Source organism: Enterobacter cloacae complex sp. P2B (genome assembly GCF_014895985.1).
GTDB classification, from domain to species: domain Bacteria; phylum Pseudomonadota; class Gammaproteobacteria; order Enterobacterales; family Enterobacteriaceae; genus Enterobacter; species Enterobacter bugandensis.
Genome location: NZ_JADBQQ010000020.1, coordinates 174,827 through 201,566, shown reverse-complemented (window position 1 = coordinate 201,566; position 26,740 = coordinate 174,827). Strand labels below are relative to the sequence as shown.

The following is a 26,740-nucleotide window of genomic DNA, read 5'->3' as shown; positions in this document are numbered from 1 at the left end:
TTGCGGGGCTGGTTTCAGGTATAAAAAAAGCCCTTACGGGCGTCTGTTTGTCAGGACTGTTTTTTACTGACCAGAGGATTTGGTCATGCCGCGATAGTCCAGCGGCGCCACACCTGCATCAATACGCACTTTCGTGGCGATACCATCAGTGGTGAAGCCTTCCTGCTGATCGATGTATGGCGTGTCGACGCCGTTGAGATAAGCGACCTCGATGGTGTCGGTGCCCTTCGCGGCAGCCAGATACCAGGCTTTTGCATCAGCTTCATCCAGGCGTGGTTCGGCAATGACTTCTGCAAAGTTCTGGATAGGGTTAACGATCCCGGCATTTATGTCTGCACCTTTAACACTGGCCGACTTGATGGTCTGATTTGCCAGAGTTTCCAGAGCGACGGGCACCAGCATGTAGGCCGGACGGATATTAAGGGTTCGCTCCCCCTCCTTCTGCAGACGCATCAACTTGCGCGATTCGTCCAGGCTGGCCACAGAAATTGCGCCCGAGCTCAGGTTCTTGTGATCGGCATGGAACAGCGCCTTTCCGTCTGAGAGTTTCGGGTTTTTGGTCAGAATGGCGTAAACCAGATCGCCAATCGTTGCTTTCGCCGCGCGCCCCATCTTCATCGGTACGTCGGTAAGCTGGTTCAGATCGTCGTTGATGATTGCCTGGCGGGTTACTGAGAAGATTTCACCATACGTGGCAAGCGCGATGGTTTCGCCTTTGTCACTGGTAGTGATGTACTTGTACTCAGCCCCTTCGCGAACCTGTCGCAGAGAAGGGAAACCACCCATGCCTACACGATGCGCCGTTTTGAAGTCCGACAGCTGGCCTTTTTTGGTCCACTGTTCGAAGGTTTCCTGTGCCTCGTCCCAGCCCTGAATCAGCGCTTTGTTCGCAACATCAAGCAGAATGTTGCCAAAGTCAGAGGTGCTGTGGGTCAGCGCCAGGCCAACCATCTGCATCGGGTTGTAGCTGGCCACGCCGATACCTTTTTCTGTCAGGGCCATACGCGCATACTCGCGCAGCGTCATACCGTTATAAACGTTATCCCGCTCCTGACCTTCGAACCCGGCACGCGCCATCAGTGCCTGGCGAATACCATCCGCGACGAAGTTACCGTTGCCCGCATGAATATGCGGCTGGGTGGTTTTATTGGACGGCGTGGCCGTTTTACCGAGTTCTGCCAGCAGCAAATCTTTCGCCTTATCGACGGAACAATCAGGGTCGGCCACACACTGATTTTGCAGATCCATGTGCTTATTGCCGAACATGGCAAAGAGATCGCCGATAGCGTTAACACGGGCTTTCTGCTCAGCCAACACCTGCGCGCGGATCGCATTTTCATCCGGTGCCGGGTCTGTTTTTGCCTGCGGTGCCTGAGGCTGGGTAATAACCGGGTCACGCTGGGTAGTGTTGCGCGGCGGGGTGATCATGTTGCGAATGCTTTTTGGCATTTTTTCAAATTCCTCAATACGTTTTGAATGAATACAGGCCATAGCCTGAAGGGATGGTGTCACCTGGTCGGCAAAACCCAGTTCAAGGCACTCGCTGCCGTTCATCCAGGTTTCGTCCTCCAGCATTGCCGCAATTTCTTCGGTGGATTTTCCGGTTTTCTGCGCATAAGCCGGGATAAGAACGGATTCAACCTTGTCGAGAAGATCCGCATAGTCGCGCATATCGCTCGCGTCACCACCAGCAAACCCCCAGGGCTTATGGATCATCATCATCGTGTTTTCAGGCATGATGACCGGATTGCCTACCATCGCAATCACCGAGGCCATGGAGGCCGCCAGACCGTCGATATGCACGGTAATCGCCGCGCCGTGGTGCTTCAGCGCGTTATAAATAGCAATACCGTCGAAGACATCACCACCGGGCGAGTTGATATAAAGGTTGATGTGGGTGACGTCCCCAAGTGCCCGGAGATCATTGACGAACTGTTTCGCCGTTACGCCCCAGTACCCGATTTCGTCATAAATAAAAATGTCGGCCTCGCTGTTATTGCTGGCCTGCATGCGGAACCACGAATTACTTTTTGCGCTGGCTTTCGGACGGTGGCGCGCCCGGTTCTTTGGCTTCGGCACTGGTGCCTCCTTTATCATTGGCGGGGTCGGTGTCAAACACCAGGCCCTGTTCACGGTTCTCGTCAACCTCCGCTTTACGGCGTGACTTAACATCATCCGGGTTGCGACCGCTGGCACGTATCCAGTCGGATTCAGTAGCAGCACCGCCGCGGATCTGCGTTTTCCAGGCATTCGCTTCTTTAACGGGATCAATCCACGGCATAACGGGCCCCGAATAAACCGCGTTATAAAGCGAGTCCATATCGATGCCTCTCGGCAGCTTGATTTCTCCGGCAGCAATAGCCATCTTCAGCCAGGCCCGGTACATGGGCCGGGTCACTGAACCGATGAACCAGTCCTGAAGAATCAGATATCCGTCGGTTGACTCGACAAGCTCCTGCCGCTGGGCACTGTACGTTCCGTTGTAGTTTCTGGATGTGCTGGAAAAGCTGAGGCGACTGCCGGCGGACACGGCACGCAGCTGTCCGTTACGAAACGACTCGAGGTTAGGGTTCGGGCGATCGGATTTAATCATCCCGATTTCTTCCCCGGCCTGCAGTTCGTCATAGAGCATACCGGGCTGGATCATCAGCTCGCGGTCATCGCTGCCGGAATCAGAATCGAAGCTCTGTCCGTCGCCTTTTTTGATATACATGCCGAGTGCCGCAGCAATTCTGGCAGCGGTAAGCTCCGAGTCCTCGTACTCTTTCAGCGCGCTCAGACGCATCAGAACACCTGACAAAAGAGACGTTCCGCGGGTCTGGTGCAGGCGTCGTGTGAATTTGAGATGCAGCATGTTCTCTGCATCTATCTCTTTGGTATCAAACTGACGCCCGGATACTGGCAGGCTTTTATAAACCTGATATTTTTTCGGGCGCCCCCAGCTATCGACAAAAACGCCCTGATTGAGCTGGGTAGCGGCATCGCTGTTCATCGGCACGAAGTCCGGCTCCAGCGCTTCCAGCCAGAACGGCACGCCAGCAACCGGCTGAAGACCATTTCCGGTACCGCGAACCAGCTGAGCAAATACCTCACCGTCCCGGAGCCACGTTCGAAGCATCAGCCGCTCCAGCATGGGGCGGGTAAACTGGGTTGTAACATCGGGTCTTACGGACCATTCGCCCCACTTTCTGCGGATATCAGTGGCCAGCTTTTTAGCGATCTTCCCGTTACTCAGCATCGGATGCGGTTCAACTATGATGCCCTTCGCACCCACCACCCTTTCTTCCAGCTTGTCGAAAACGCCAATCACCAGATCGTGGTTGTTGTCCAGCCAGCGCGCCTGCTGCCTCAGTGAAACCGCCCCCATCTGGCTGAGCTGATCGGCTGAACGATTTTCCTTCTGGGCTTTATGGGTACGCGTTTGCTTTACCGCCTCATACGCCTTAATAACCGCACGGGCACGCAGGCGTGAGGCTTTCCAGCCTGGTGAAAACAGGCCAATCGCATCATCTAAAAAACTCATCCAAACCTCGCCAGCCTGTAGCCGGGTCGCCCGCGGCGTTTGTTATTGAGCGTTGCCAGTCGTCGCTCCCATTCCTGACGGCCTTTTCTGATTTCCGACAGGTTTTCGAGCGTCATCTGCTGCCCGTTGAAAGTGATTGATTTCCCCTCCAGAACAGACAGCTCGGCTGCAGCGTAGCGGTCGATCATGTTTTGAATATCTGCTGGATTCACACCCAACCTCCTGACGAAGACCACGGATTAGCCTGCTCGGTTACGGGCTTTTCACGTTTTGGTTTTGATTTAGATTTCGGCGCAGGCGGCGGGGATGGCATTTCGCCAGCTTCCGTCTGCGTCTCCTCGATCCACGTTTCCCGCCGTGCCCACTCAGGAGCAGACGGCCATTTGATTTTTTCGTAACCACTAAGAATGGCGAGCGCGTCGGCATAAACGAGCAGGTCAAATGCTTCGTTTGCGCCCCGGCCGGGCTTACTCCATTTCCCTTCATTCGAGCGTTCCTCATACGTAAGTTCGTCATAGAACCAACTGCCCAGCCAGGCGGGGAAATGCACATAGCCAGGACCGGGTGAATCACGCCACAGCGCATTATTCACCCGGTCTTTAAGGGCATCGGTCTGGAGAAGATAAAGAGGCACATCACCCGTCGCCTGTGCGCGGCGCGTTGATCTGCCCGTGTTGTCTGGAAACGTTCGCTGGATAAGTTTGCTGCGCCTGACGCTGTCCCCCTTGAAGAGATAGATACGCTTACCCAGCCCCTCACGGCGACATCTGCGCCAGAACTTGTAGGCATTATCCGTCACGCCATCTTCGCCCCCTGAGTCGACGGCCATCGACATCAGCCGCATGCCCTTTGACGGGTCAGTTGCGAGTGGCCACGTTTTATCAAAGACGTCGGTGAGTAAAAGATCCCAGTCTTCCGGATAGCTCGCCGGGTCCACCTGAATGCTTTCCCCGTTGCCGTCGCAGCGCAGCGAATGCCGGATGTTGTAACGGTCAACTATCCAGCGCTCACCCATACTTCCATAGCCCGTAATCTGCACAACAAAGCGCCGGTTGCGCCCGGCCTGCACGTCCACGGTCGCAGTGAGAAACTGCACGCCGTCCGGTACCGAGCGTTTTGGGACTTCTTCGGCACGCTGCTCAAGCAATTCACTTTTACGTTGCTCCATGCTGGCCCGCGGCAAATAGGGCCTGCCGAAATCGGTGTTGATCACCGTCTTCAGGGTTTCTTCGCTGCGCGTGGATTCATATTCCTGCTCTGCGGTCAGGAACTTATAAATAAGCTGCGCCCAGGTCTGGTAAGCAGCTGCCGGACCTTCCATCCAGAAGGAGGCAATACGGGAACGACGGCCATCACCGCTAACATGGCCTTTACTGTCGATGGTTTGCCCGTCCCGGAGCCAGACACATTTCATGTTCAGCGCACGCTTCATGTCCGGTGTGATCCTGCCTTTACAGGCAGGGCACTGAAGAAACGCCGCTTCGCTGGCAAGCACAGGATCGCTGCTGTCGCGGTATCCGGTCATATTGTCCATTTCCGGCTGGAAATATTCGCCGCAATGCGGGCATGGCCAGTAAAGACGACGGCGGTCACCACGGTTATAGAGCGATAAAATTCCGGTGGTCGGAGGGGCTTCATGGGGCGTGGAGCGCCGCCATTTTGTGTCTCTGATATCCCGCCCGGGCGAGCTCTCAACAAGCGTCATCCCGGAGGACATGAATGTCGTGGTACGCTTCGATGCCAGTGAAAAAGCATCCCCCTCCCCGTCGATATCTTCCGGAAAGCGGTCATAATCCGTCAGCGCCACACTCTTATAGTCCGAGGACGACATGATATTGACGGATGGCCAGCCAAGCTTCAGATAGTTACCGGCGCGGAATGTACGGTCGTAGACGTTGTTATCGTTACGTCTTGGGCTTAGCCGGGTTTTAACTTCAGGGCTACAGCGAAAAGTACGGTCCAGGCGTTTTTTGGAATGCTCGCGCGCTTTTTCCTCAGATACCTGAATCACAAGCATATCTGCCGGATCGCAGACAATGTTATAAACAATCCAGCCGTCAATCAGCCCGATGGTTTTACCCGTTCGCGCCGGGCCCACAAACACCACCGCGTCGTATTCACGCGATGCCAGGCAGTTCATCGGCTCAATCACATAGGGTGCCAGATCCGGATCCCATGGAACTGAGTTTCCCGCCCCCATTGGCACGCGCATATAAGTACTGACCGCATCGGCCACCGGCATACGACGCGGGGCTCGTAAAATATCGGAGACATCGCGGCGGATGTCCCTGGCGGATGCCCGCTTTGCCATCAGTCCTCCTCAGGCTCTTCCTCCTCTTTTTCAGCGTCCTGCACCCTCTCCGCCATCTGGTCGCGCAGATCATCAATAACGCTTTGCACACGAACTACCGCAGCAGGCGTTAAAGCACAGTCGCGCTCGAGCACATCCGGGAGGGTTTCAAGTACCATGACGACGGCTTTCGCCATCAATGAGAATTCTCGCGCCACTTCATCTGCGGGTATTAACTGCCCCGTATCCTGTTCGAACTTCAGCCTCTCATTCTCTGCTTTCCAGTGGGACAGCCTGTCAGAGGGGGGCATATCATCGATGTTGGCCGAAACGGTAGGGATCATCAGTTCGGTCAGAATGTCGGTCACCAGATAGAGCTTTAACTTGCTGTTGCTGCCTGGAGCAGGTTCAACATTTTTCAGTCTCGCGGCAACCGTCTGACGGTGTACGCCGGTTATCCCTGCCAGCTGGTTGATATTGAGTTTTAAAGTGGCAATTTCCTGGTCCATGATGGTGAACACTTTTTGAACGATTCGACATCTTGCGAAAATGGCCTCTAATTAAATCAAAGACCTATGCACATGATGATGATGACCCTGGATCCGAAAAACTAGCCGTTTCCCGCGAGCGCGCCGCCCCGTGGCAGGCCACCCTGCCGGGAGGACCCATAAGAAAAAAGGCCGCTTGAGCGACCTTTCAATGTAGTTACATGAATTGTTTTATCTTACTTTTTATACGCTTATCTATTTTTAAACGCACCCTCTCGCCAGTAGAAAGCGCAACAACGCAACGTAGCCTTTCAGGTGATGAATTCACCTTACTTATTCTCATAGCAATTCTTTTTAGCCAATCATCATCTTCGTTAAGAATTATTCGATAATGAGCTTCATCGCCATGTTCCAAGCGAATTGGAAGCGGATCAGATGCTGGATTTCTAAATAACTGCTGAAATTCATAATCACCATTAACTTCCCAGAAAATTGATTTCAATTTAACTGCATGAAGAGAACGATTAACTACCGATATAGCTACAACTGATTTATCGTCGACATCAGAAAATATATGTCCAAGCCTTACCTTCCCCCCGATAAAGGACTTTTTATCCCTAAAAGCTATATAAAGAGAAGTTAGAACTGCTAAAAAGGTTGCTACACCAGCAAACCAAGTTCCTATCATAGACCAAAACGCCCAGTCAGCCGCATCTCGAGCAGCATTGAGGGTGGCTATAGCCATCACTTTCTCATCCATAGATTCCTCACTTTTTGAGTGAGTGTATAAGAAAGGCGACTCACTAGCACCTAGTGATAATCTCTCCTACCTGCAAAAAGAGAACAATTATCCGTTGGATGGGATAAGTATCATTGACGCTCCTTCTCAATCTGCCTGATGCCCTCCAAATTATTGTTACCCTTTTCAATAACGGCCAGCAGCGGTTTAATCCAGAGCACAGCCTGGCAGTACGTTATTGTGTTGGCGGCAGCGGTACGATCATCGGCTGCGTCAGGTCCGCCGGTATCGGTGTGCAAGGCGCTGGCACGTAAACGGTGCGCGTATTCGAGCAGCCCACCAGCAATGTCAGCAGGAACAGGCAGATCACATGTTTTTTCACGACGGAGAATCTCCCGGTATTCGATAACGGTTTCTTCAGTGCTGGTGTCGATCAGGGAGTTAAGCCTGTTGGCATGTTCGGCAACCTGATTGAACCGATTGAAGTTGAGTGCTTGTGAGGCGATCACCTGCCCCTGCAAAGAGTTGTCACTTCGCAGAACGTCGTTTTCGCTCTGAAGGCTGCTGGCGTCTGAGCAGCTCTTAACGAGGACGACTGACAGGCCAGCTATAACGAGAACGCCGATAAGACCCGGATTTATTTTCATTGATCCAACCCCCAGCACGCCAGCGCACTTTCCTGATCGCGCCGCTCGACCTGCCCATAGCAGCCATTCTTCTGCCCTTTGGTTAGTCGACAATCACGCCCACCGTCTTTAATCCACCAGCGGATTGCCTCGCATGCACCGATGCGGTCACCTGCGTTGATGCGCTTATAGAAGGTCGATGGGAAGCATTTACCGGGGCCGATGTTATACGGGCAGAAGGATGCGATACCCACCTTCTGTGGCTCTGTCAGAGGCACTTTGATATTGCGATCAACCCAGGCTAATGCCTTATCGCGTTCAATAGCGTTAACCTTCCGGCATTGTTCCTCAGTGGCCGTCATGCCCTTAACAACACGCCTGCCATTGATAACGGTCACGCCGTGACATAGAGACCAGACCCCACCCGGATCAACAACGGCCACCAGCGCATTGCCTTCTTTCTCGCTGATAAATTGGTCGAAAATGAGTGGAGCAGATGCCCCTGACGCGATTAGCGCCAGCACTGCTGCGCTGAGCTTTGCTTTGTTCGACATCATTCACCCCGCGCAGCTTTGCGGCGATCCGCTTTGATTTGGAAGTACAGACTCGTTAACCACGTCAGCAAACCAAACATGAGGCTACCGAGCACACCAATGGCCGCCCATTGAGATGGGGAGACTTTATCGAGGAGCTGAAGCAACCAGTATCCGGTCCCCCCTCCTGATGCGCCGTATGCAATACCCGTCGTGATTTTTTCCATTCGATACATGCTCTCACCTCGCTACGTTGCGGGTGTCCAGTTGAGGTAATAAAAAGGGCCGCGATAGCGACCCAAGCTTTTATTCCCCTGTCAGCTGCCTTACCTCACTTACCGTCTGGTTGAAACGTTCCTCTTCCAGTTCTACGCCGATAGCCTGGCGGCCCAGTTCAATGGCTGCTTTAACAGTTGATCCCGAGCCCATAAAGAAATCAGCTACCACATCGCCGGGCCTGCTGCTGGCGTTGATGATTTGCCGCAACATGTCAGCGGGTTTTTCGCACGGGTGTTTGCCTGGATAGAACTGGACTGGTTTATGGGTCCATACGTCCGTATATGGCACGGCAGCTGTCACAGAGAAATACCGCCGAAGTGATTTGTACTCTTCGAGCAGCTCTGAATATTTGCGATACAACGAATACCACAGTGCCACCAGCTGATGGTGTGGTGTTGCCAATTCACCGTTCTGGTGTTTTTCGATGGCTACCTGCGTGAAAAGGGACTGAAGTTTCCGGTAGTCTGATTCATTCGGTAATTGCCACTGGCTACCGCTGAACCAGTGAGACACCATGTTCTTCTTTCCAGTCGCATCGGCTATTTGTTTTGAGGATATGCCAAGCGCTTCACGTGCATCCCGGAAATAAGAAATTAGGGGAGTCATTACATGCTGCTTCAGCTCGCTTCCCTTCTCAGCATACCCGTCGCTCTTTGGTTTATACGGCCCCTGGTAATGCTCAGCGAACAGGATGCGCTCTGTTGCAGGGAAGTAGGAGCGCAAGCTCTCTTTATTACAGCCATTCCAGCGACCCGACGGTTTAGCCCAGATGATGTGGTTCAGGATGTTGAACCGCTCACGCATCATGATCTCAATGTCTGCCGCCAGGCGGTGACCGGAGAAAAGATAAAGACTGCCAGCAGGTTTAAGCACTCGCCAGAATTGTGCGAGGCACATATCAAGCCAGCGAAGATAATCCTCATCCCCTTTCCATTGATTGTCCCAGCCGTTGGGTTTCACTTTGAAGTACGGCGGATCCGTAACAATAAGGTCAATGGTGTTATCTGGGACGGTTGCGAGGTATTGCAGGCAGTCAGCGTTGACAAGCTCAACACTGTTTATATTTACAGTATTTTTCATAGATCCGTAAGCGTAACTCTGATAGGCTCACTATGCTTTTGCGCTAAAGCAGTGGGCCTTGGTTAGCTTGTGACCTGAAAGCATGAGCTAATGGCTGGTTGGGTGCTACAACACCCACCAGCCGCCCATTTCACAGCAAGAACACCTCACGTTAGAGGCACGTTGATGATTTATATATTTTTGGTCACTGACTTCCATTCTGAATCAATACAACTTATTGTCGCTTTGATTAACTCCTTTATTACTTCATCTGTTCCATAATACTCAACATTACTAATCGATAATTCTATATCCTCAGTAACTTGATCAATTAGACTTCTAACTCTTGAAAACTGTGGTTTCTCATCAATCATTAGCAATAAGTGATAACGGCACAAATCAAGGTCATAAGCCAACTTATCAAGGGCCACCCTTCTTTCTATACTCATAGTAGCTATTGACAGTTTATGCCCAAAAATATCTGGCTTTAACATCAATGACAATTTTTCTAAATCTGCTAGAAAAGTGGACATTCTAGTTCTTAGTTCATTAGTAAATGTTTGCTTATCGATAATCATTTGCTGTTGTAGCATTTGTTTTCTGTTAGCTTTAATAGCATACCAAGCGACAAATGCTGATAAACACCCGGCAACTAATGTACCTGAAGCAGTTGCTATTGCCCCAATGTAATCTGGCGATGTTTCGACAAAAATATGTGGAATTTTTTGAATAATTAAATTAGAAGACTCCAGTAAATCACTGGACATGAATTTGAATGGTATACCTTGCCACATATAGCCCCCTTTTTTGACAGGCTATAATAACAAAAACCCGCCACTCAGCGGGTCATTAAAATTTTGGCAACGTATCAAATTAGCCTCAAATATGGCTCATTTTGTTGCATTTTGCAAGCCTAATTGAGGGAGTTAGTGAAAGTTATCTCACATTTTCGCCACTTTCAGTTCTTGGTACTCTTCATACCGTGACAAAATTTCACTTAGTGCCTCACTGTCCATTTCAGCAAACGACGCTTTGAAAGCCGCCCAATGTCCTGAATACACTCTGAGCCAGGTTGAACGCTCAACACTGACCATGCGCGCCAGAGCTGCACCAGCATACTCCTGATAGGTATCGTTATTACGCGAGGCAGCAACTTCTTGCGCCGCAAGCCAGACAAGCCCTATCAGTTTTTTAGTGACACGGTCCTGGATTTTTTTGCCACTATGCTGACGCTGAAACTCTTCCCATACGTGTTGGCACATTAACCTTTGGTACCGGAAAGCAAGGTCATGCCCATAGCAGTACCGCACCCATGCCTGCAGATGCTCCCCCAGATCATTGACCGAACGACGCCATGCTGAACAAGCGAACTCCGCATCCTTAATAGGCGGTAAAGGTCGGCGACGGCTCCTTGTCTCAAGAACATAAAGTGGAGTGGCCATCGTTTTCACAACCTTGGATCCACAACCTTCCCCACCCTCCATAACGATTTCAGGATGGCGCCGGGGGTATTTGTTCTTATCTGCTGGTGGATGCTCACTAAACGCCTGCAGCTGGCCTTTGGACGATCCTGATAAATCCGCCAGCGCGCGGCGCAGTTCAATCCGCGTAAATTCCAGTTCTTGTAAATTCATTATGCTCAGCGCTCCATACAATTACGCTTTTGTTATTACGCCGATCGCCAGCGCTCGATTCATAAACCGGAATAGCAGCTCCAGCTGGGTACCGTGTTTTTTCTCGAACGCTGCAACATCAGCATGTAATTTGTCGTGACACTCTCTGCACAGAGGGATCACGAACAAATCGTGGGCTTTAGTGGCGGTACCGCCCATGCCGTGACCAATGACATGGTGTGGATCATCCGCTGGCCGCCGGCAACCTTCACAGGGCTGGGTTTTAATCCACCGGGTATAGTCCTCATTCACCCACCTGCGGTGTTTTGGGCGCAACATGAATGATTCAGGGGATTCAGGATCCGCATGCAGAGCCAGAACCTTTGGCTGGTCATAGACCGCTTCCTGCTTTGCTCCATGCTTTAATTTCGCAGCCGTGACCGCAGGGGTGACCTTCTTCTGCAAAATGCTTTTTGCGGGGGGCATCGGCACAATGTCACTTTCTCGATATACGGATAAAAACGGCTCGTCCGGTAAGCGAAGCGCACGCTGGGCCATCCTTTCCGTGATTGCATCAGCAATGCCTGAATAAACGGCCCACCAGCACAATTCACCGAGGGATAATTCACGCTCGTTGTTATAGCCAAGCGATGACAGGATGGAACTGATCAGCCAGTTAATGAGATTACGCCGGGCCAGTTCTGCCAGCGCCGCGGTGGTTTGATCGCGCAACTGGTTATCGCAATGCCAACAGAGCAACATTGATCCAGGGGGATGTCGCATCGTTACCAGCTCATGATGGTGATAATCAGTGTGCGGGTACTGGCATTCCTTCACGTTACGCTCTAACCAGGATTCCAACGCGTTCAAACCGCCTGCTGCACGGATAACTCTCTCGTCGGTGAAGAACCCCTCGAGGGACTCATCTTCTGCCAGCGGCTGCCTGGCATCAGGGACGAGCCCCGACGGAAGTCCAGCCATGCTTTTTGGCTGAGGCTCCACCAGCACACGCCCCTGTTGAAAGAGAGACATCAGTTCGCTACCCGGCTTTAACACCACAAGCCCCAGGCGCGGAACAGTCTCGGCTGTAAACAGTCCTCTCACGCGGCATGCCCCTTAGCGATGTGTGCCGTCCACAGGCCACCGATCCACTCGATGCCTTTGGGTGTAAAGCGTGCCTGGCTAAAGGCGTAATTAGTTTCGCTCGAAGTGCCAGTTTTAACTTCAAACCGCCCGGCTGCAATGTGCTGGTGCCGCGGTGTCAGCACTCCGCCGAGCCGGTACATAATGTCGCTCTCAATGAGGAACAGGCGGAAATCGGTCTCTTTGGCCTGCAACAACTTTGCCACCTGGCGGAAAGACATTGAGCCTTTGGCAGTACAATACCGATCGACAAACTCAATTTTCGGCGCGGCAGCGGCTAACTGCTGGCTGAGTTGTTCTTTCTGCTCGGCCAGATCCGCGGCGAGACGTAGTGCCTCCGGCAATGTTTGCGGGACACTTACGGCCTGGCTATTCTCCAGCTCTTGCCAGCGATCGACAACAGCGGCGGTAAATTCTGGCGATAGCCTGGCGACGATCACCAGAGAATCACGTTTGTTGAACCAATACTCCTCGTAGGTTTGCCCGTTTTGCGGGTGTGTGTAGGGGGTGTGCGCCAACGGCGCGGTTAAAATACCAGCAGATGCAAGGCGCTCAGCTGAGCGCTTTACATCACCATGTTTGCTCTGCACCAGCCTGGCAATTTCACGGCTGGACATTGTCACAACACCCTTTGCGGTTAACTGATTCATGCTATTTCTCCATATCAGGCGGCTGCACCCGCCTTTTGATTTGCACATAATTCAGGAAGATTTGCTTCTACCAGCGCACGAGCGAACGGCGGCGGTACTGCGTTACCACAGCGCGCTACCTGCTTGTCTTTGGCGTAACGATTGCCGCGATAGTCCTGATCGATAACGTAGCCGTCAGGGAAGCCCTGCGCCTTATAAAGCTCATGCGGTTGCAGCATGCGCATTCCGATATCGACGATCTGGTACTTAACCCCCTCGATCGTCACCAGCCATTCATCCTCGCTATCACCGCAGTAGGTTTCGAGGAATGTCCGGACCTCGCCAACGTGCTGGCCACCAGCGGTAATCGTCGGCATAGGTGTATCCATGGTCTGACCGTCGCGGCAGGTTCCGCGCAGCTTCACCAGGTGCGACGCAACTACCGCGTGATGATCAACAGTAGTGACTGAGTGGGCAGGCTCATCCATGCCAACACCCGGCCCCGTGTAATTCCCACCATAGTGCTTCGCCAGGAACGCGCTCACTGTTGCGAACTTATTACCACCAGCAGTGACCGTGCCGAGCGGGTTATTCAGTTGAAGAACACGCGGTTCTTGCCCTGGGCGTTCGCCGTACCCCATCTGGATCAGTGTTGGGGTTACCAACTGCGACTTACCGCCACCACCTGCAGTAATCGTCGCGCTCGGTTCGTCAGCCCTGTGCCCAACACTGGCGCCAAACTGGCGGGCGATGACCGGCGCAACCACGCACGCGCGGGACTGCTTGAGGATTGTATGAGCGGGTTTATCCAGCGGGCGTGGCTTTGCCTGGTACTCACTGCCGCCATTGCCAGCCAGGAACGGTGTCAGGGCGGCCTCAACTACGCCAAGCGCATGCCCATTCCCGCCCGGGCGCGCCGACGTACCAGCGGTGACAGTTGGAACCGGCTCGGTCACTGGCTGCCCGGTGGCCCCGGTGCGGAATTTAGTAAGATGCGGTACCGCCAGCGCGTAGCCATGCTTTTTAGTGATGGTCTGCAATGGCTCTAACAACGATTGCCCGCGGAAACAGTCATAACCTCCTTTCGTCGTGGTGTGGTTACACTTCACGATGAAAGGTGATGCGCTTTCGATAACAAAGCGCTGGATGCCGCGCGCGATACGTTTGAGCGTATTTTCCGCCAGTGGCTTTTTGCGGTCGAAGATGGAACGGGCCGAGATGTTCCAGTCAATGCACTCCGCCGCGGTACGCCATGGCGCCAGCTTGCCGCTTTGTACTTCCAGTGATTTTGGATCCCCATGAGTCGCTTTAGGCCAATGAATCTTGCGGCCGTCACAGCGCATGACCATGAAGAAACGCTTTCTGATCGTCGGCGCGCCGTAGTCACATGCGCGCAGCTCCCGATAATCAACCTCATAACCAAGCCCGGCGATTAGCTGTTGCGCCTGCTGGCCGTGCGGCTCAATGGCAAGGAATTCACAAACCTCAGCCAGTGCAGGGTGATTCGCCGCGATACCAGTCGACAGCATGCCGACAAATGCCTCGAATGTTTCACCAGCACGCTCAGGATCCGGGCGTAATTCTTCATTCAGCAGCGGGCCCCATGTTTTAAATTCTTCGACGTTCTCCAGCATCATGACGCGGGGACGTACCGCCAGCGCCCAGCGCAGAACAATCCACGCCAGCCCGCGAATCTCTTTCTTAACTGGCTTAGCGCCCTTCGCTTTGGAAAAATGGCGGCAGTCAGGGCTAAACCAGGCCAGGCCGACAGGTTTACCGCTGGTGGCTGCGATTGGGTCAACATCAAATACCGACTCGCAATAATGCAGCGTGTCCGGGTGATTCGTCTTATGCATCGCAATAGCGTTTTCGTCGTGGTTAATAGCGATATCCACGCTACGCCCGATCGCCAGCTCAATGCCAGTACTCGCGCCGCCGCCACCAGCAAAGTTATCAACGATGATCTCACGCATTGGCGGCCCCCTGCATGCTGCTAACCAAACCACCAGCGATTGTGATGATTTCGGTTGTGGACATCCGCTCAAGCCAGAGCTGATTGATATTTGCCTTCAACTTATTTTGCTGACCCAGCGCCAGAGAATCCGCGCCCTCTACCTGACTAAATACCAGACTGACTTCAAGCGGCCAGATACGCGATTCTTCCTCAGGCTGATCAACAGGGGCAGGTGTGGCTTCTTTCGATGTTGCAGGTGGAGAAAATTTTGCCGCGGCAAATTTTGCCAGTGCCATCGCGGCACGCCCTTTTTCTTCCAACTCGGTGCGATTGATGTAACTGAAGCGCTCACCGCGCCAAGCCTTGTCGAACACCACAATTGCACCAGCAAAGAACGCGCTGGTAGGCTGCTGCTTTTCATCCAGGGGAACGAACCATTCAGGAAGATCGAAACCAATGCGGCCACGGATAAATGTGACGTGATCTGCCTCTTCAGGCCACCACGTCTCACTCGTCGCAGACTTAATGAGAAAAACGTACCGACCACCCTTTTCTCGCATTGCCATAGCATGGTTAATGATGTGGGTCATCCCCGTAACAGCCTGCTTTTGATGGTACTGCGATCGGCTGTATGGAGGGTTAGCAAACGCGGCGCCACCGAGCTCTGCCAGACGCTCAGACCAATCCTGAGTAAGCGCGTTATCTTCTGCGGTATACCATGCAGGACACTTCGCGTTGCTGTCGTCGGCAAAAAGGTCCAACACCAGAGGGCCGAACATCGCATTGATCCCCCAAAACAACAGATCCGGAGTGCGCCATTGATCGCCGACCTCTTTCAACTCGTGGGTTGGTTTAGAGCGCAGTTGAGCCAGCGCGCGGCAATATTTGTTATCAGCATTCATGCTCATCATTTCGCTCCCCTGAAGCCAGCTGGAATGGCTTTATCTGGTCCACCAAATTTCATCGGATCATGCTTACGGATTGAGCCCCAGTACTGTCGTTCTGGACGTCCTGCTGCGTCCCACTTATTTGCGGACTGCAGGTAACCTGGGAATTTTGATGGCAGAAACAACGTTGTTGGGCGCAGATATTCGGCCATTTTCAGATCCTCGCCCCACTTCTCGACGCTGTAATCCACCACCAACAGCAGCTCATCGGGCGTAAACCCGTCAGCCAGGCGAGCCCGGATGTTTTCCAAGGATGATTTGCAGACTTGATACCGTGATCCGGTGGTCTTGTTCAGATGTGATAAAACCTGCTTCGCCTGATCGGTGATAACCACCACAGGGTCGGGTTGCGCAGCAACCGGACAAGAATGTTTTTTATCTGATGGATCATTAGTTGTATTTACTGACGGATCCCCCCCAGATTCTGACGGGTGAAAACCGCCTTTTTCATCGTTTTTTGATGCCTCAGATTTTGACGCGTCGGTTTTTGAGGCATCAGATTTTGATGCGTCAGAATCTGACAGGTGAGAAAAGGCAGCAGCCTGTAATTTCGCAACATTGAGCTGGTAAACGTTCGATGCATTGCGGTTGCCTTTACGACGCTGCTGGCGGGTTAACCACCCGGCTTTTTCCAGTTGAGATATGGCTGTTCGAACCGTGCTCTCACCGGCACCAATCTGGCGCGCGATGGTAGCGATGGAAGGCCAGCTAACCCCTTCATCACTGCTGAAGTCTGCCAGACGCGCCATGATGGCAACGCTGGACAGCTTCATGCCAGAAGCGGCACAAGCGTCCCAAACGTAACCCGTTAATTTAGTGCTCATGGTCGTCCTTTAACTCTGTAAACTTGCGCTTGAATTGTTCGAGCGGGCTGAAACATTCGTGGTTATAACCATCCCGCAGGTAGATAACTCTTTGAGTCTCTGGCTCCCACCTGATAACCCGAACGGGGATCCCTCTGTGGTCTTTGAACCTTCGGTTAACTTCGCCCATAAGCGTTTCGCCTTCCTGTAGTAAACCCCCACAATTGCGATCGCCCGACTGTGGTTACATGGCACCCAGCGGTTTGCTATTCTGCGTTCATACCGAAACAACGGAGCGCCCGGTACCGGGATCATCCTGAGTTGCGGCAAACGGTTAAAAGCCGTTAAACTGGTCATGCGGATTACTTCTCCATACAAGATTTGTCTGCCACGACGCCCGGAGCTGCACACTCGCGGGCGTCATTGTTTTCCGGCGCACAAAACACACGGAAAAGCAGCGTCAAATGTTCCTGCCACTTAGCCATCACCTGATAGCTGTTCTCTTCGATCTGGGCGCGTTCCTGAGCATCAATAACGCCGTCAGCGGTAGCTTTACGAACGTATTGTGAATGCCTGCCGATCCACTCAACTGACTCCATGAGACGCTGGTTGATATCGCCGTTCTCAATCTCTTCAACATCAGCCAATGGCACAAAAACACCGTTCGAGTGAAGTGCAATAGCGTTCGCTATGTGGTTTGAACCACCAGCACGTTGAAGCACCATCGCCCAACCGAGCGGGAAGATCTGATCACCATCGGTACGCAGCCGGTTAAACAGCGCGTTCTCGGTCACACCCAACCACTCAGCAGCTTCTGAATATCCGCCAGGCAGTTCGGTGATCGTTTTTTTGATTGCGGCCACCAGCCAGGCTGGCTGCTTATCTACTTTCCATTCAGGTTCTATACCCACGGCTAGGTCCTCCCTTCTGTGGTTATTTCTGATCGTTAGGCAATGTATTCTTGCCATAACGTTCTGGGTTGAATTCCAGTTCACCAGCAGTTCGATACGCAGCTTCAGCAGCTCGTCCTTTAGGGATTAAGCGTCCGGGGCGATTACGCCACTGGTAAACGGCCTCACTGGTGATGCCAAAAAATTCGGCAACTTTCTCAGTGCTGCCGAAATGTTGTTCAATCTCGTCGGTTGTCATGAAGCCTCCTTAGCTAAGTTTGGTTAGATATTAATAACCAATCTAACTTTGGTCAATAAAAACTAAGATTACTTAGTCTTTTTTAAATTTGGTGCTTTCATGGAAACGGTTGGTCAGCGCATTAAAGCCCTACGCAGGGTTACAAAAACCTCTCAAAAAGAACTGGGTAAGTTCTGCGGGGTTAGTGACGTAGCGGTGGGTTATTGGGAAAAGGATGTGAATATCCCAAACGGAGAATCGCTGGTTAAGCTGGCTAAATTCTTCAATACATCAATAGATTACATTCTTTACGGCACTGAATTTGAAGGTACCCTCATAACTAAAATGAGGCGTGTACCCGTGATTTCCTGGGTTCAAGCTGGGCAGTTTACGGAATGTAAGGCCGCTGAGTTATTCAGTGATGTTGATAAATGGGTTGAAACATCACTACGCATTGGGGATAGCTCGTTCGCTTTAGAGGTCAAAGGGGATTCAATGACCAATCCAAATGGCCTCCCAACAATCCCTGAAGGGGCAACCGTTATTGTTGATCCAGATGCCGAACCCCTTCATGGCAAGATTGTTGTTGCGCGTATTAATGGCACTAACGAAGCGACTGTTAAAAAACTGGTCATTGATGGCCCACAAAAATTTTTAGTCCCACTAAATCCTCGCTACCCCAACATCCCGATCAATGGTAACTGCCTCATTATTGGCGTAGTTAAAGGCGTTCAGTACGAACTCTAATCCCTTCCCGCTCTTCCTCTAAGCATCAAGCTAAGTTTAGTTTGATGTTTTCACTTGACCAATAAACTAAGTTAAGTTAGATTTTTTTCTGTCGACACCAAACCACCGCGCCTGATGTGGTTAAAAGCAGGCCAAAGCAATAAGACGTGTTCCCTGTTCTGGCTGCTCACTTTCCCCTTGAGGGTGACAGCCAGCTTTTTAAGGGCATAGCGTGAAAGCGCACTCCTTCTCTCTTTCACTGCGGGGGCAGGTTTGTTACCGAAGTAGTGCGCTTCCAGTTGTGGTAATGCGGCTCTGCGCACGTGACGAGGCCAACAAGTTTTTATTTCAACTTTTGAAATGAATACGTTTCTTGAGGTGTAGCGTCGCCGGTTCTGGCCGGTCCGGCAGGTGGAGGCACCACCGCCACAACAAATTCATTGCTGTGTGTAGTCTTTGCCCATCACATCGGTGGGCACCTTTTTTACACAAGAGACAAGGGCATCACCGGGCGACGGGCTCATTCCCCAATCCACCCGGGCGCTATGGAAATGGACCTCCTACCCATAGCCGAAGCGCAGGTGCCCTTTTCTGTTGTGTATGGAGAAGTTCCACTGGCGGTGGCAGCCGCCTCACAGAGGGTTAAACCATGAGTAATGACCGCATGACCGTAGTGCCCGATTTCCTGGGCGAACTGGATGCCGGCGTGTTCATGAACAAGATCGCGGCAGCTTTAAACACGACCGCGCTTGGCGTTCTGAACAACGGTACCAAAGGCAAAGTAGTCCTCACCTTTGATATTGAGCGTATGGGTAACTCCGTCGAAGAGAAGCGCGTCAAGATCAAGCACAAGCTGAACTACGTCACCCCAACTCCGCGCGGTAAAGCCTCCGAAGAAGACACCACCGAAACACCAATGTGGGTTAACAAAGGCGGCAAGCTGACCATCCTGCAGGAAGATCAGGGGCAGCTGTTCGGGATCAACGGCGGCGTTGACGGAAAGCTTAAAGCGGCACAGTGATCCGCAGCAGACAAATCACTGACATCCCTATGACCACATATTAAGGAAATTTTATGTCCCAGATTTTAGACGGCAATGCCCTGCAGCAGGTAAAAGACCTTATTCTGTCCGGTTACCACCTTACTGCAGTTAAAGAAACGGCATGCCCTACTGCCCTGCTCCCTGGTGGTGTAAACGTAGAAAGCCTTGAGCGTTTCGACCTGGAGCGTTTTCGTTTCCGCGGTGCCATGACCACAACCAGCATTCCTGACTTTGTGCGTTATGCAGCTGGCTATGCCAACGAAGCCGAACCAGCGCGATGTTTTATCGATGCTGACAACATGACCGCACGCTCCGTCTTCAATATCGGTACGCTGGCTAACCCTGGCCATGCTGATAACGTCGCTTCAATCACCCTCAAAAAGACAGCACCATTCCGAGCCCTGCTTCAGGTGAACGGTGATCGTCTGGGCCAGAAAGAAATTGCTGAATGGCTGGAGGACTGGGCCGACTTCCTGACCGCATTTGATGCCGACGGGAAAGTGTTGTCCATCGCGCAGGCAGCTGGTGCCGTTCGTCGCGTCAATATCAAACAAGTCTCGGAAGCAGCTCATGAAGACGAAGATTTTGGCGGCAGAAAGTCCCTGATGCAGAGCGTTGAAGCCAGCAGTAAAGACGTGATGCCTGTCGCCTTCGAGTTCAAATGCGTGCCATATGAAGGCCTAGGCGAACGCCGCTTTAGCCTGCGTAACAGCCTGCTTAAAAGCGGGGAACCGGTGTTTGTACTCCGCATCGTTCAACTGGAAGCCCAGGAAGAAGCTATCGCCAACGAGTTCCGTGACCTGCTGATCGAGAAGTTCACAGACAAGCCGGTTGAAACCTTTATCGGTAACTTTAAAGCGTAATTTCTCTGCATTAAATCCCCGGCGCCGCGGGGATTTATTGAAGCGTAATTCCCTTTATTAATCGCCAATGGCGAGGGATTCGTACAACCAAAAACTGGCGCAGGTGCAGCTGCCAAATATGGAGAAGAAAATACGATGAGTTATATCCAGACACTTTCAGGTAAGAAATTCGATTACCTCAATTCAACCACTGACGACGTAGAGATCGAGGATATTGCGACCGCACTTTCCCACATCTGCCGCTTCAGTGGTCATCTGCCGGAATTTTACAGCGTGGCCCAGCACTCGGTACTGTGCAGCCAAATTGTGCCGCCAGAGTTTGCCTTTGAAGCCCTGATGCATGACGCAGCTGAAGCCTATTGCCAGGACATCCCTGCCCCCCTGAAAGCATTGCTCCCAGATTACCGTCGCATTGAAGAGCGGGTAGAACAGCTGATTCGGTCCAAATTCAGCATCACCCCTGATATGTCAGCGGTAGTGAAATACGCCGATCTAGTGATGCTTGCCACGGAACGCCGCGATCTTGATATCGACGACGGCTCACTCTGGCCATGCCTCGAAGGTATTCCGGCCAGCGACATTATCCAGATCGTTCCACTTCGCCCAGGCCAGGCATATGGCTTGTTCATTAACCGTTTCAATGAGCTTACGGAATCACGCGCATGCCTCGCATGAAGATAAAAGAACTGGTAGCCGCAGCCCATGCTGCGGCGGGGAAACTGCCACCAGCAGAAGCCTCTCTGATGCGTGAGGTAGCCACTCGCCTGGACGTTACATTTGCCGCCTTGACGGAATCGATGGACCAGCGAATGAGCCTTGACGCTGAAATAAACCATCTTCGTCAGGAGTCAGTCCAATGACGCCCAACAAATATGCGACTCTGCGCACCACAATCGCCAGAGCCAAACGCCATGAATGTCAGAAGGTAGTGATGCGTGTGACGTTAGCTGAAGAACTTCTCAATCAGCTGGCCAAAGCAGAAGAGCGGATCGCAAAGCTGGAAGCAGTATTGGCATGTGATAGGTGCGGGACAATTTGCACTCGTCCTGATGGGGCTCATTATTGCCATGTCAACGCCAACACGCGCTACAGCAGCCCAGTGAATCAAAAGCCCAGAATCAACAATGGAGAAAGCAATTGAACGACTTAATGATTGACCTCGAATCAATGGGCAAAAAGCCAAACGCGCCGATTGTCTCAATTGGTGCCGTCTTTTTTAACCCTCAAACAGGTGAACTTGGCCAAGAGTTCTACACGGCCGTCTCGCTTGAAAGCGCAATGGATCAAGGCGCCGTACCGGATGGAGATACGATTCTTTGGTGGCTAAAACAAAGCCCTGAAGCACGCTCAGCTATTTGTGTTGATGACACGATGCCTATCACTGATGCACTGTCGGAACTTAGCCATTTCATTCACCGGCATGCATATAATCTCAAATACATGAAGGTCTGGGGTAACGGGGCCACCTTTGACAATGTAATTCTGCGCGGAGCTTACGAACGCGCCGGACACATTTGCCCGTGGGAATTCTGGAACGATCATGATGTACGCACGATTGTTACCCTCGGACGCAATGTCGGTTTCGATCCAAAGCGTGACATGCTTTTCATTGGCGATGTGCACAATGCACTAGCTGATGCGCGCCATCAGGCAAAATATGTGTCAGCAATTTGGCAGAAACTGATCCCTGCCACCAGTACCGAATAGTAAACCAGTCAGCCCGGGTGCAGCCGGGCTTTATGGAGAAGGAAACCATGGCAAAGCTGATGAAAGCGAGTCAATGGGGACGCCGAGAGTTCACCGATGACTCTGTTCCTGATAACCGAACGATTAAACGTTGGGTCGAGAATGGTTTACTCATGGGGCGTATCGTGGACGGATCTGTTTTTGTCTGCGAAACAGAAAAATGGGGCGTCGACTCAATGGTTAGTCAAGCAGTTCGCCAGTTGATTAATGAGGGCTAACCATGGCGGCAAGACCAAGAAAAAGAGAATACCGACACCTGCCAGATTATTTATTTTTTGATAAAGATCGCGGTGTTTATAAATTCACGCTTGTAACAGGCAAGAAGAAGAATATAGGTAAGGATCGGGCCATGGCCATAGCTATTGCCCGTGAGTACAACCTTAGAATGAGACCTGAACTTTCTCCATCCGTTGATAATCTCATTAGAGAATCCGGCGGGGTTACTGGAGAAGCCAAACCATTTGCAGATCACGTGGATCACATCATGGCTCGGGCTGTTGAAGACGAACGCCCTTCTCAGAGTACATTGGATGATTGGAATAATGACGCATTACGCGTGAAAGAGTTCTTCACTAGTATTCCAGCTTGCGATATCGAACTGGAGCACGTGAACGCCTACATCAACAAATACCATGCCGGCGCGTCCGCCAACGTGCAAAACAGAAAAGTCAGCTTTCTAAAAAAGCTTTTTTCGTATGCGGTCGATGAATCCTTGATGCTCGACAATCCAGCGACCAGGAAGAAAATGCGCAGAACCGAAGAGAAGAAAAGGCAACGACTGTCGCTAGAGTATTTCATGGCTATACGTCGTGCTGCGACGCCGTGGTTAAGAACCGCGATGGACTTAGCCTTACAGACGACACATGCTCGCTTAGAGGTTTCGCGAATAAGATATTCTATCAAGGAACCGAAAAATGGAGTATGTGGATGTGTATGGTTCGAGCAACCTGTGAATGGAATTTACGGCACTTTGTACATTCATCGTCAGAAGGTGCAAAAAAAAGAGGCCTCACATGTTGCGATCCCTATTGGAGAAGAGCTAAAGAGAATAATTGAAGACAGCAGAGACAATGTAGCCAGTCCATACATTGTCCATCGACTGCCTGAACGAAACAACAAACGTAGCAAAGAGGTTTCTCATCCAACTCAAATTGCACCTGATTATCTGAGCCGCTCGTTTTCTTCGCTACGTGATAAGCTTGGGTTGTACAATCATCTTAGCATGGAAGAAAGACCAACATTCCACGAGATAAGAGCTCTTGCTGCATACCTATTTGATAGCCAAGGTATCGATCCACAAGGTAGGATGGCGCACAGTGACGCCAAATCAACCAAAATATACACCAGTAACCATATCGACTGGGTTATGGTTCCCCATGGAGAGATCAAAGCCATCAACTAGTAATATAACCCTTTTCGATCGCCTGCTTTCTCATTTTACGAATGTAGGCAGGCGATCCAGCCTCTATTAATTGCATGACATTCCCCCCTAAACCTGGAGAGATCAAAAACTCCACATCGTCGCAAGCCAGTGTAGGAACAAGGTTTTCATACGGTTCGGTATCGTCGCAAAAATCAATTGCATACAAACCCCATTGCGAATTTATGAACGGGTCTATGAAACCATAGATATAGTTTGTAATTTGACTTTGAATGTCACCCTTGGGAGAGGCGAAATGTTGTATTTTGTTACGAAGATAACCGAACTCCCTATAAATCCGTAATTGTTCAGGTGTAAATTTCAAACCTGTTGCAGCCCATACTTTCTCTGGTAAGTCAGAATAATCAATCGTTCTGCCATCTTGTAGTAAACTTTCGAAATTAAGCAGGCCAGCACTATCAACATGCTTACTGGTTGATTTTGGAATGGTATCGAAAATTAATAATGGATGCTCTTGGGCTAGTCTAGCTTTCATGAATATTTCGCAGGCGTGTGCAGCTTGGAGTACAGATAATTCCTCCCAATAATCATTAACCATATCGTAAAAATGACCCAGATAATTGGCATGCCTTAAAGATCCGCATCCCAAATTAATCATGTTTTCATGAATGTTTCTAAGATTCTGATCCACTCAACTTCCTCTTCACTCGGGGTAAAACACATCATAACTCATTGATGTATAAAGTGCATATTATGTAAAAATTTCCCTGTTTGCATACACAGTCTAATAAGCTACATCCCAGAATTGGCGCGGCTTAGAAGCATTTTACACTGGTGTCATGGGGTGTCGGGGGTCGGAGGTTCAAATCCTCTCGTGCCGACCAAAAACACATTGAAAACCAGCCTATTACGGCTGGTTTTTTATTTTGCCTCGTCCGGTGTTTTGCGCAGGTACATCAGTGTAACCAGACAAATCACGGCTCCGGCATAAAACGTATATTCCGCGCCAAACCTTTCCCAGATGGCCCCGGCGCCCAGGCTGGCGACTAACAATCCCACGCCGCTGACCAGACTAAAAATGCCGTAGGCGGTACCGCGCAGATCCGCAGGTGCCGTTTTTGCGATCATTGCCGCCAGCAGCCCCTGCGTCATCCCCATATGCACTCCCCAAAGCGCAACGCCCAGAAGCATTCCAGCCCAGTGGGTGCTTAGCGCCAGCACAATATCTGCCCCAATCAGCATCACCAGGCCCCACTGCAGTAGTCGGGTGTGGCTTATCCCGTCCGATAACTTGCCAAACGGATAGGCTGACAGAAAATAGAGCAAATTCATGGCCACCATCACCAGCGGGATCAGCGCCAGCGGCACCCCCGACTGCTGTGCGCGCAGGACAAGAAAGGCTTCACTGAAACGTGCGAGCGTGAAGATGGCGCCCAGGCCAATAACCCACCAGCAGCCTTTCCCGAGGCGCCTGAGGTTCTCTTTTTTGATGGGGTTCGTGCGTTTATGTTCGACGGGCGTTTTCGGCTCATGCAGGCCGAAAAAAAGCAGTGCAACGGCGAGGACGCCGGGGATCACTGCGATCCAGAAGATAGTACGGAAATCATCGTTCCACAGCAGCATTAAGCCTACGGCCAGCAGCGGCCCGAGAAATGCGCCGACGGTATCCATCGACTGACGCAGCCCAAAGGCCGCGCCGCGAAGTTCCGGCGGCGTAACGTCAGCGACCAGCGCATCGCGCGGTGCGCCCCGGATCCCCTTCCCTACCCGGTCGATTAAGCGTGCCCCCAGAATCATGCCCGACGAAGAGGCGATAGCGAACAGCGGCTTACTCAGCGCGCCAAGACCGTAGCCCAGCACCGCCAGTCCTTTACGTTTACCCAGGTAGTCACTGATGGCACCGGAAAAAACTTTGATAAACAGCGCGGTGGCTTCAGCCAGGCCTTCAATCAAGCCAATGAAAATCACGCTGGCTCCCAGCGTCGTGACCATAAACAGCGGCAGCAGGCTGTGAACGATCTCCGAGGAGATATCCATCAGCATACTGACCCCACCCACAACCCAGACGCCTTTCGGGATCCGACTAAGCGTTGCAAACCGGGATAACATTGAACATCTCCTGCTTTATGTCGAACGACCTTGTTCGACACAGAATACCCTGGAAATGCGAATAAATATCATCACATATAAAAAAGCCAGCCCGCAGGCTGGCTTCTTATAGCAGGTGAATGCTCAGTGTTTTTCACGTCCGCCCAGGAAGAAAATGCCCAGCGGGATGGCCAGCAGAACGGTGAAGACAAGGCTGTAAACGAAGATCATCGCCGACTGCAGCACATACATGCTGGTAGTCCAGGCGGAGAGAGGAATGTTGTACTGTTCAATGACGCCAACAATGGTGGCCCGCCCGACGCACGCGGCAGCAATCATAAACACGACGAGTAGCGCCAGGAGGAACTTGCGGCCTTCAGGTGTTTTCAGTTTTGCACGAACCATCTCTCTTCCCTTTCACAGATGAATAACATTATCGATGGACTAAAATAACACGAACGCCCGTCACACTCCACACCAGTACAAACACCTGCCAAAAAGGTTAATTCTAAGTTTATTACGCTGCATATAATGAAAATGTAAGTAAATCACACCAATCATTCATACTCGTTATGTTAGTCTGTTCAGGACCGTTTTGACATAAAGGAATGACAATGAAAAACGCACCTAAATTTGCCATCGCGCTTCTCGCCGCCGCGTGCGTCAGCACCAGCGCTTTCGCCAGCGACGCCCAAAAAGCGCAGCCGCTGGAAAAAGTTGCACCCTATCCGCAAGCGGAAAAAGGCATGAAGCGTCAGGTGATTCAACTGCCGGTTCAGCAGGACGAAGCGAATTACAAAGTCGAACTGTTAATTGGCAAGACGCTGGAAGTGGACTGCAATCAGCATCGTCTGGGCGGCCAGCTGGAAAGCAAAACCCTGGAAGGCTGGGGTTATGACTATTACGTCTTTGATAAAGTGACCTCTCCGGTCTCTACCATGATGGCCTGCCCGGACGGCAAGAAAGAGAAGAAATTTGTGACGGCCTATCTGGGCGACAACAGCCTGCTGCGCTACAACAGCAAGTTGCCGATCGTGGTATATACGCCTGAAAACGTGGAAGTAAAATATCGCGTGTGGAAGGCAGAAGAGACGGTCGGACAAGCGGTAGTACGTTAAAAACAAGTCGGGTGGCGGCTTC

The 26,740-nt window shown here is 51.6% G+C and carries 33 protein-coding genes; 10 read left to right on the top strand and 23 right to left on the bottom strand.

Annotation, left to right across the window (positions count from 1 at the left end):
• Positions 1-63: 63 nt before the first annotated feature.
• The 20 genes from IM313_RS18090 to IM313_RS17995 all read right to left on the bottom strand — a co-directional run bounded on the left by IM313_RS18090 (position 64) and on the right by IM313_RS17995 (position 17,775).
• Entirely contained in the window at positions 64-2,097 is a 2,034-nt protein-coding gene (locus IM313_RS18090) for a ClpP-like prohead protease/major capsid protein fusion protein (protein ID WP_193045116.1), read from the bottom strand.
• Positions 2,024-3,523 (bottom strand): phage portal protein, encoded by a 1,500-nt coding sequence (locus tag IM313_RS18085; RefSeq protein ID WP_193045114.1) that lies wholly within the window; start codon positions 3,521-3,523, stop codon positions 2,024-2,026. Before IM313_RS18085 ends, IM313_RS18090 begins: the two co-directional genes overlap by 74 nt.
• Positions 3,520-3,735, bottom strand: coding sequence for a hypothetical protein (locus IM313_RS18080; protein WP_001704123.1), 216 nt, complete (start codon positions 3,733-3,735; stop codon positions 3,520-3,522). The genes IM313_RS18085 and IM313_RS18080 overlap by 4 nt, the downstream gene beginning before the upstream one ends.
• Entirely contained in the window at positions 3,732-5,834 is a 2,103-nt protein-coding gene (locus IM313_RS18075) for a phage terminase large subunit family protein (RefSeq protein WP_193045112.1), read from the bottom strand. The genes IM313_RS18080 and IM313_RS18075 overlap by 4 nt, the downstream gene beginning before the upstream one ends.
• A complete protein-coding gene (locus IM313_RS18070) occupies positions 5,834-6,322 on the bottom strand; it encodes a DUF1441 family protein (RefSeq protein WP_020884621.1) in 489 nt (162 codons plus the stop codon). The genes IM313_RS18075 and IM313_RS18070 overlap by 1 nt, the downstream gene beginning before the upstream one ends.
• A gap of 196 nt (positions 6,323-6,518) precedes the next feature.
• On the bottom strand, positions 6,519-7,061 hold the full coding sequence (locus tag IM313_RS18065) for a hypothetical protein (protein ID WP_097534552.1): 543 nt from the start codon (positions 7,059-7,061) through the stop codon (positions 6,519-6,521).
• 110 nt (positions 7,062-7,171) lie between these two features.
• The gene (locus IM313_RS18060; protein WP_193045110.1) at positions 7,172-7,687 is read right to left on the bottom strand and encodes a hypothetical protein; all 516 of its coding nucleotides are present in this window, start codon (positions 7,685-7,687) and stop codon (positions 7,172-7,174) included.
• A complete protein-coding gene (locus IM313_RS18055; protein ID WP_193045134.1) occupies positions 7,684-8,220 on the bottom strand; it encodes a lysozyme in 537 nt (178 codons plus the stop codon). Before IM313_RS18055 ends, IM313_RS18060 begins: the two co-directional genes overlap by 4 nt.
• The gene (locus tag IM313_RS18050; protein ID WP_000286102.1) at positions 8,220-8,435 is read right to left on the bottom strand and encodes a class II holin family protein; all 216 of its coding nucleotides are present in this window, start codon (positions 8,433-8,435) and stop codon (positions 8,220-8,222) included. Before IM313_RS18050 ends, IM313_RS18055 begins: the two co-directional genes overlap by 1 nt.
• A gap of 70 nt (positions 8,436-8,505) precedes the next feature.
• Entirely contained in the window at positions 8,506-9,558 is a 1,053-nt protein-coding gene (locus IM313_RS18045) for a DNA methyltransferase (RefSeq protein ID WP_193045108.1), read from the bottom strand.
• Between the two features lie 170 nt (positions 9,559-9,728).
• On the bottom strand, positions 9,729-10,331 hold the full coding sequence (locus IM313_RS18040; RefSeq protein WP_193045106.1) for a hypothetical protein: 603 nt from the start codon (positions 10,329-10,331) through the stop codon (positions 9,729-9,731).
• 147 nt (positions 10,332-10,478) lie between these two features.
• A complete protein-coding gene (locus IM313_RS18035) occupies positions 10,479-11,171 on the bottom strand; it encodes a bacteriophage antitermination protein Q (RefSeq protein WP_193045104.1) in 693 nt (230 codons plus the stop codon).
• A gap of 21 nt (positions 11,172-11,192) precedes the next feature.
• Positions 11,193-12,254 carry a DUF968 domain-containing protein gene (locus IM313_RS18030; RefSeq protein ID WP_193045102.1) on the bottom strand — a complete coding sequence of 354 codons (1,062 nt, stop codon included), beginning with the start codon at positions 12,252-12,254 and terminating at the stop codon, positions 11,193-11,195.
• Positions 12,251-12,943, bottom strand: a complete 693-nt coding sequence (locus IM313_RS18025) for a phage antirepressor KilAC domain-containing protein (protein ID WP_110915309.1) — start codon at positions 12,941-12,943, stop codon at positions 12,251-12,253. Before IM313_RS18025 ends, IM313_RS18030 begins: the two co-directional genes overlap by 4 nt.
• A gap of 14 nt (positions 12,944-12,957) precedes the next feature.
• Positions 12,958-14,895: a DNA cytosine methyltransferase gene (locus tag IM313_RS18020; RefSeq protein WP_193045100.1), complete on the bottom strand. Its 1,938-nt coding sequence runs from the start codon at positions 14,893-14,895 to the stop codon at positions 12,958-12,960.
• Positions 14,888-15,787 carry a phage N-6-adenine-methyltransferase gene (locus IM313_RS18015; protein WP_370528619.1) on the bottom strand — a complete coding sequence of 300 codons (900 nt, stop codon included), beginning with the start codon at positions 15,785-15,787 and terminating at the stop codon, positions 14,888-14,890. Before IM313_RS18015 ends, IM313_RS18020 begins: the two co-directional genes overlap by 8 nt.
• Complete coding sequence (locus tag IM313_RS18010; RefSeq protein ID WP_193045098.1) at positions 15,784-16,647, bottom strand: conserved phage C-terminal domain-containing protein; 864 nt, start codon at positions 16,645-16,647, stop codon at positions 15,784-15,786. The genes IM313_RS18015 and IM313_RS18010 overlap by 4 nt, the downstream gene beginning before the upstream one ends.
• The gene (locus IM313_RS18005; RefSeq protein ID WP_193045096.1) at positions 16,637-16,816 is read right to left on the bottom strand and encodes a DUF4222 domain-containing protein; all 180 of its coding nucleotides are present in this window, start codon (positions 16,814-16,816) and stop codon (positions 16,637-16,639) included. Before IM313_RS18005 ends, IM313_RS18010 begins: the two co-directional genes overlap by 11 nt.
• A 172-nt stretch (positions 16,817-16,988) precedes the next feature.
• Positions 16,989-17,537, bottom strand: a complete 549-nt coding sequence (locus IM313_RS18000) for a YmfL family putative regulatory protein (protein WP_193045094.1) — start codon at positions 17,535-17,537, stop codon at positions 16,989-16,991.
• A 22-nt stretch (positions 17,538-17,559) separates the two neighbouring features.
• On the bottom strand, positions 17,560-17,775 hold the full coding sequence (locus IM313_RS17995) for a Cro/CI family transcriptional regulator (RefSeq protein WP_193045091.1): 216 nt from the start codon (positions 17,773-17,775) through the stop codon (positions 17,560-17,562).
• Between the two features lie 99 nt (positions 17,776-17,874).
• Here IM313_RS17995 and IM313_RS17990 point away from each other — a divergent pair, with 99 nt between their 5' ends.
• The 9 genes from IM313_RS17990 (at position 17,875) to IM313_RS17955 (ending at position 23,533) form a co-directional block, all read left to right on the top strand.
• Positions 17,875-18,501, top strand: coding sequence for a LexA family transcriptional regulator (locus IM313_RS17990; protein ID WP_193045089.1), 627 nt, complete (start codon positions 17,875-17,877; stop codon positions 18,499-18,501).
• Between the two features lie 628 nt (positions 18,502-19,129).
• Positions 19,130-19,501, top strand: a complete 372-nt coding sequence (locus IM313_RS17985) for a hypothetical protein (protein ID WP_016247397.1) — start codon at positions 19,130-19,132, stop codon at positions 19,499-19,501.
• 53 nt (positions 19,502-19,554) lie between these two features.
• A complete protein-coding gene (locus tag IM313_RS17980; protein WP_193045087.1) occupies positions 19,555-20,385 on the top strand; it encodes a YfdQ family protein in 831 nt (276 codons plus the stop codon).
• A 135-nt stretch (positions 20,386-20,520) separates the two neighbouring features.
• Positions 20,521-21,060: an HD family hydrolase gene (locus IM313_RS17975; RefSeq protein WP_193045085.1), complete on the top strand. Its 540-nt coding sequence runs from the start codon at positions 20,521-20,523 to the stop codon at positions 21,058-21,060.
• A complete protein-coding gene (locus IM313_RS22620; protein WP_016247400.1) occupies positions 21,048-21,245 on the top strand; it encodes a hypothetical protein in 198 nt (65 codons plus the stop codon). The genes IM313_RS17975 and IM313_RS22620 overlap by 13 nt, the downstream gene beginning before the upstream one ends.
• Positions 21,242-21,526 carry a hypothetical protein gene (locus tag IM313_RS17970; RefSeq protein WP_193045083.1) on the top strand — a complete coding sequence of 95 codons (285 nt, stop codon included), beginning with the start codon at positions 21,242-21,244 and terminating at the stop codon, positions 21,524-21,526. The genes IM313_RS22620 and IM313_RS17970 overlap by 4 nt, the downstream gene beginning before the upstream one ends.
• Complete coding sequence (locus IM313_RS17965) at positions 21,523-22,092, top strand: 3'-5' exonuclease (protein WP_193045081.1); 570 nt, start codon at positions 21,523-21,525, stop codon at positions 22,090-22,092. Before IM313_RS17970 ends, IM313_RS17965 begins: the two co-directional genes overlap by 4 nt.
• Before the next feature lie 47 nt (positions 22,093-22,139).
• The gene (locus IM313_RS17960) at positions 22,140-22,349 is read left to right on the top strand and encodes a hypothetical protein (protein WP_047055370.1); all 210 of its coding nucleotides are present in this window, start codon (positions 22,140-22,142) and stop codon (positions 22,347-22,349) included.
• A gap of 2 nt (positions 22,350-22,351) precedes the next feature.
• On the top strand, positions 22,352-23,533 hold the full coding sequence (locus IM313_RS17955) for a phage integrase Arm DNA-binding domain-containing protein (RefSeq protein WP_193045079.1): 1,182 nt from the start codon (positions 22,352-22,354) through the stop codon (positions 23,531-23,533).
• Here IM313_RS17955 and IM313_RS17950 read toward each other — a convergent pair.
• From IM313_RS17950 to IM313_RS17940, 3 genes are all read right to left on the bottom strand, one after another.
• Positions 23,526-24,203 carry a hypothetical protein gene (locus IM313_RS17950; RefSeq protein WP_193045077.1) on the bottom strand — a complete coding sequence of 226 codons (678 nt, stop codon included), beginning with the start codon at positions 24,201-24,203 and terminating at the stop codon, positions 23,526-23,528. The two genes, IM313_RS17955 and IM313_RS17950, sit on opposite strands and share 8 nt — an antisense overlap.
• A gap of 230 nt (positions 24,204-24,433) precedes the next feature.
• Positions 24,434-25,621: an MFS transporter gene (locus IM313_RS17945; RefSeq protein WP_192971278.1), complete on the bottom strand. Its 1,188-nt coding sequence runs from the start codon at positions 25,619-25,621 to the stop codon at positions 24,434-24,436.
• A gap of 123 nt (positions 25,622-25,744) precedes the next feature.
• A complete protein-coding gene (locus IM313_RS17940; protein ID WP_008500962.1) occupies positions 25,745-26,005 on the bottom strand; it encodes a DUF2534 family protein in 261 nt (86 codons plus the stop codon).
• A 209-nt stretch (positions 26,006-26,214) separates the two neighbouring features.
• Here IM313_RS17940 and eco point away from each other — a divergent pair, with 209 nt between their 5' ends.
• Complete coding sequence (gene eco, locus IM313_RS17935; RefSeq protein WP_028013891.1) at positions 26,215-26,718, top strand: serine protease inhibitor ecotin; 504 nt, start codon at positions 26,215-26,217, stop codon at positions 26,716-26,718.
• The last annotated feature ends 22 nt before the right edge of the window (positions 26,719-26,740 follow it).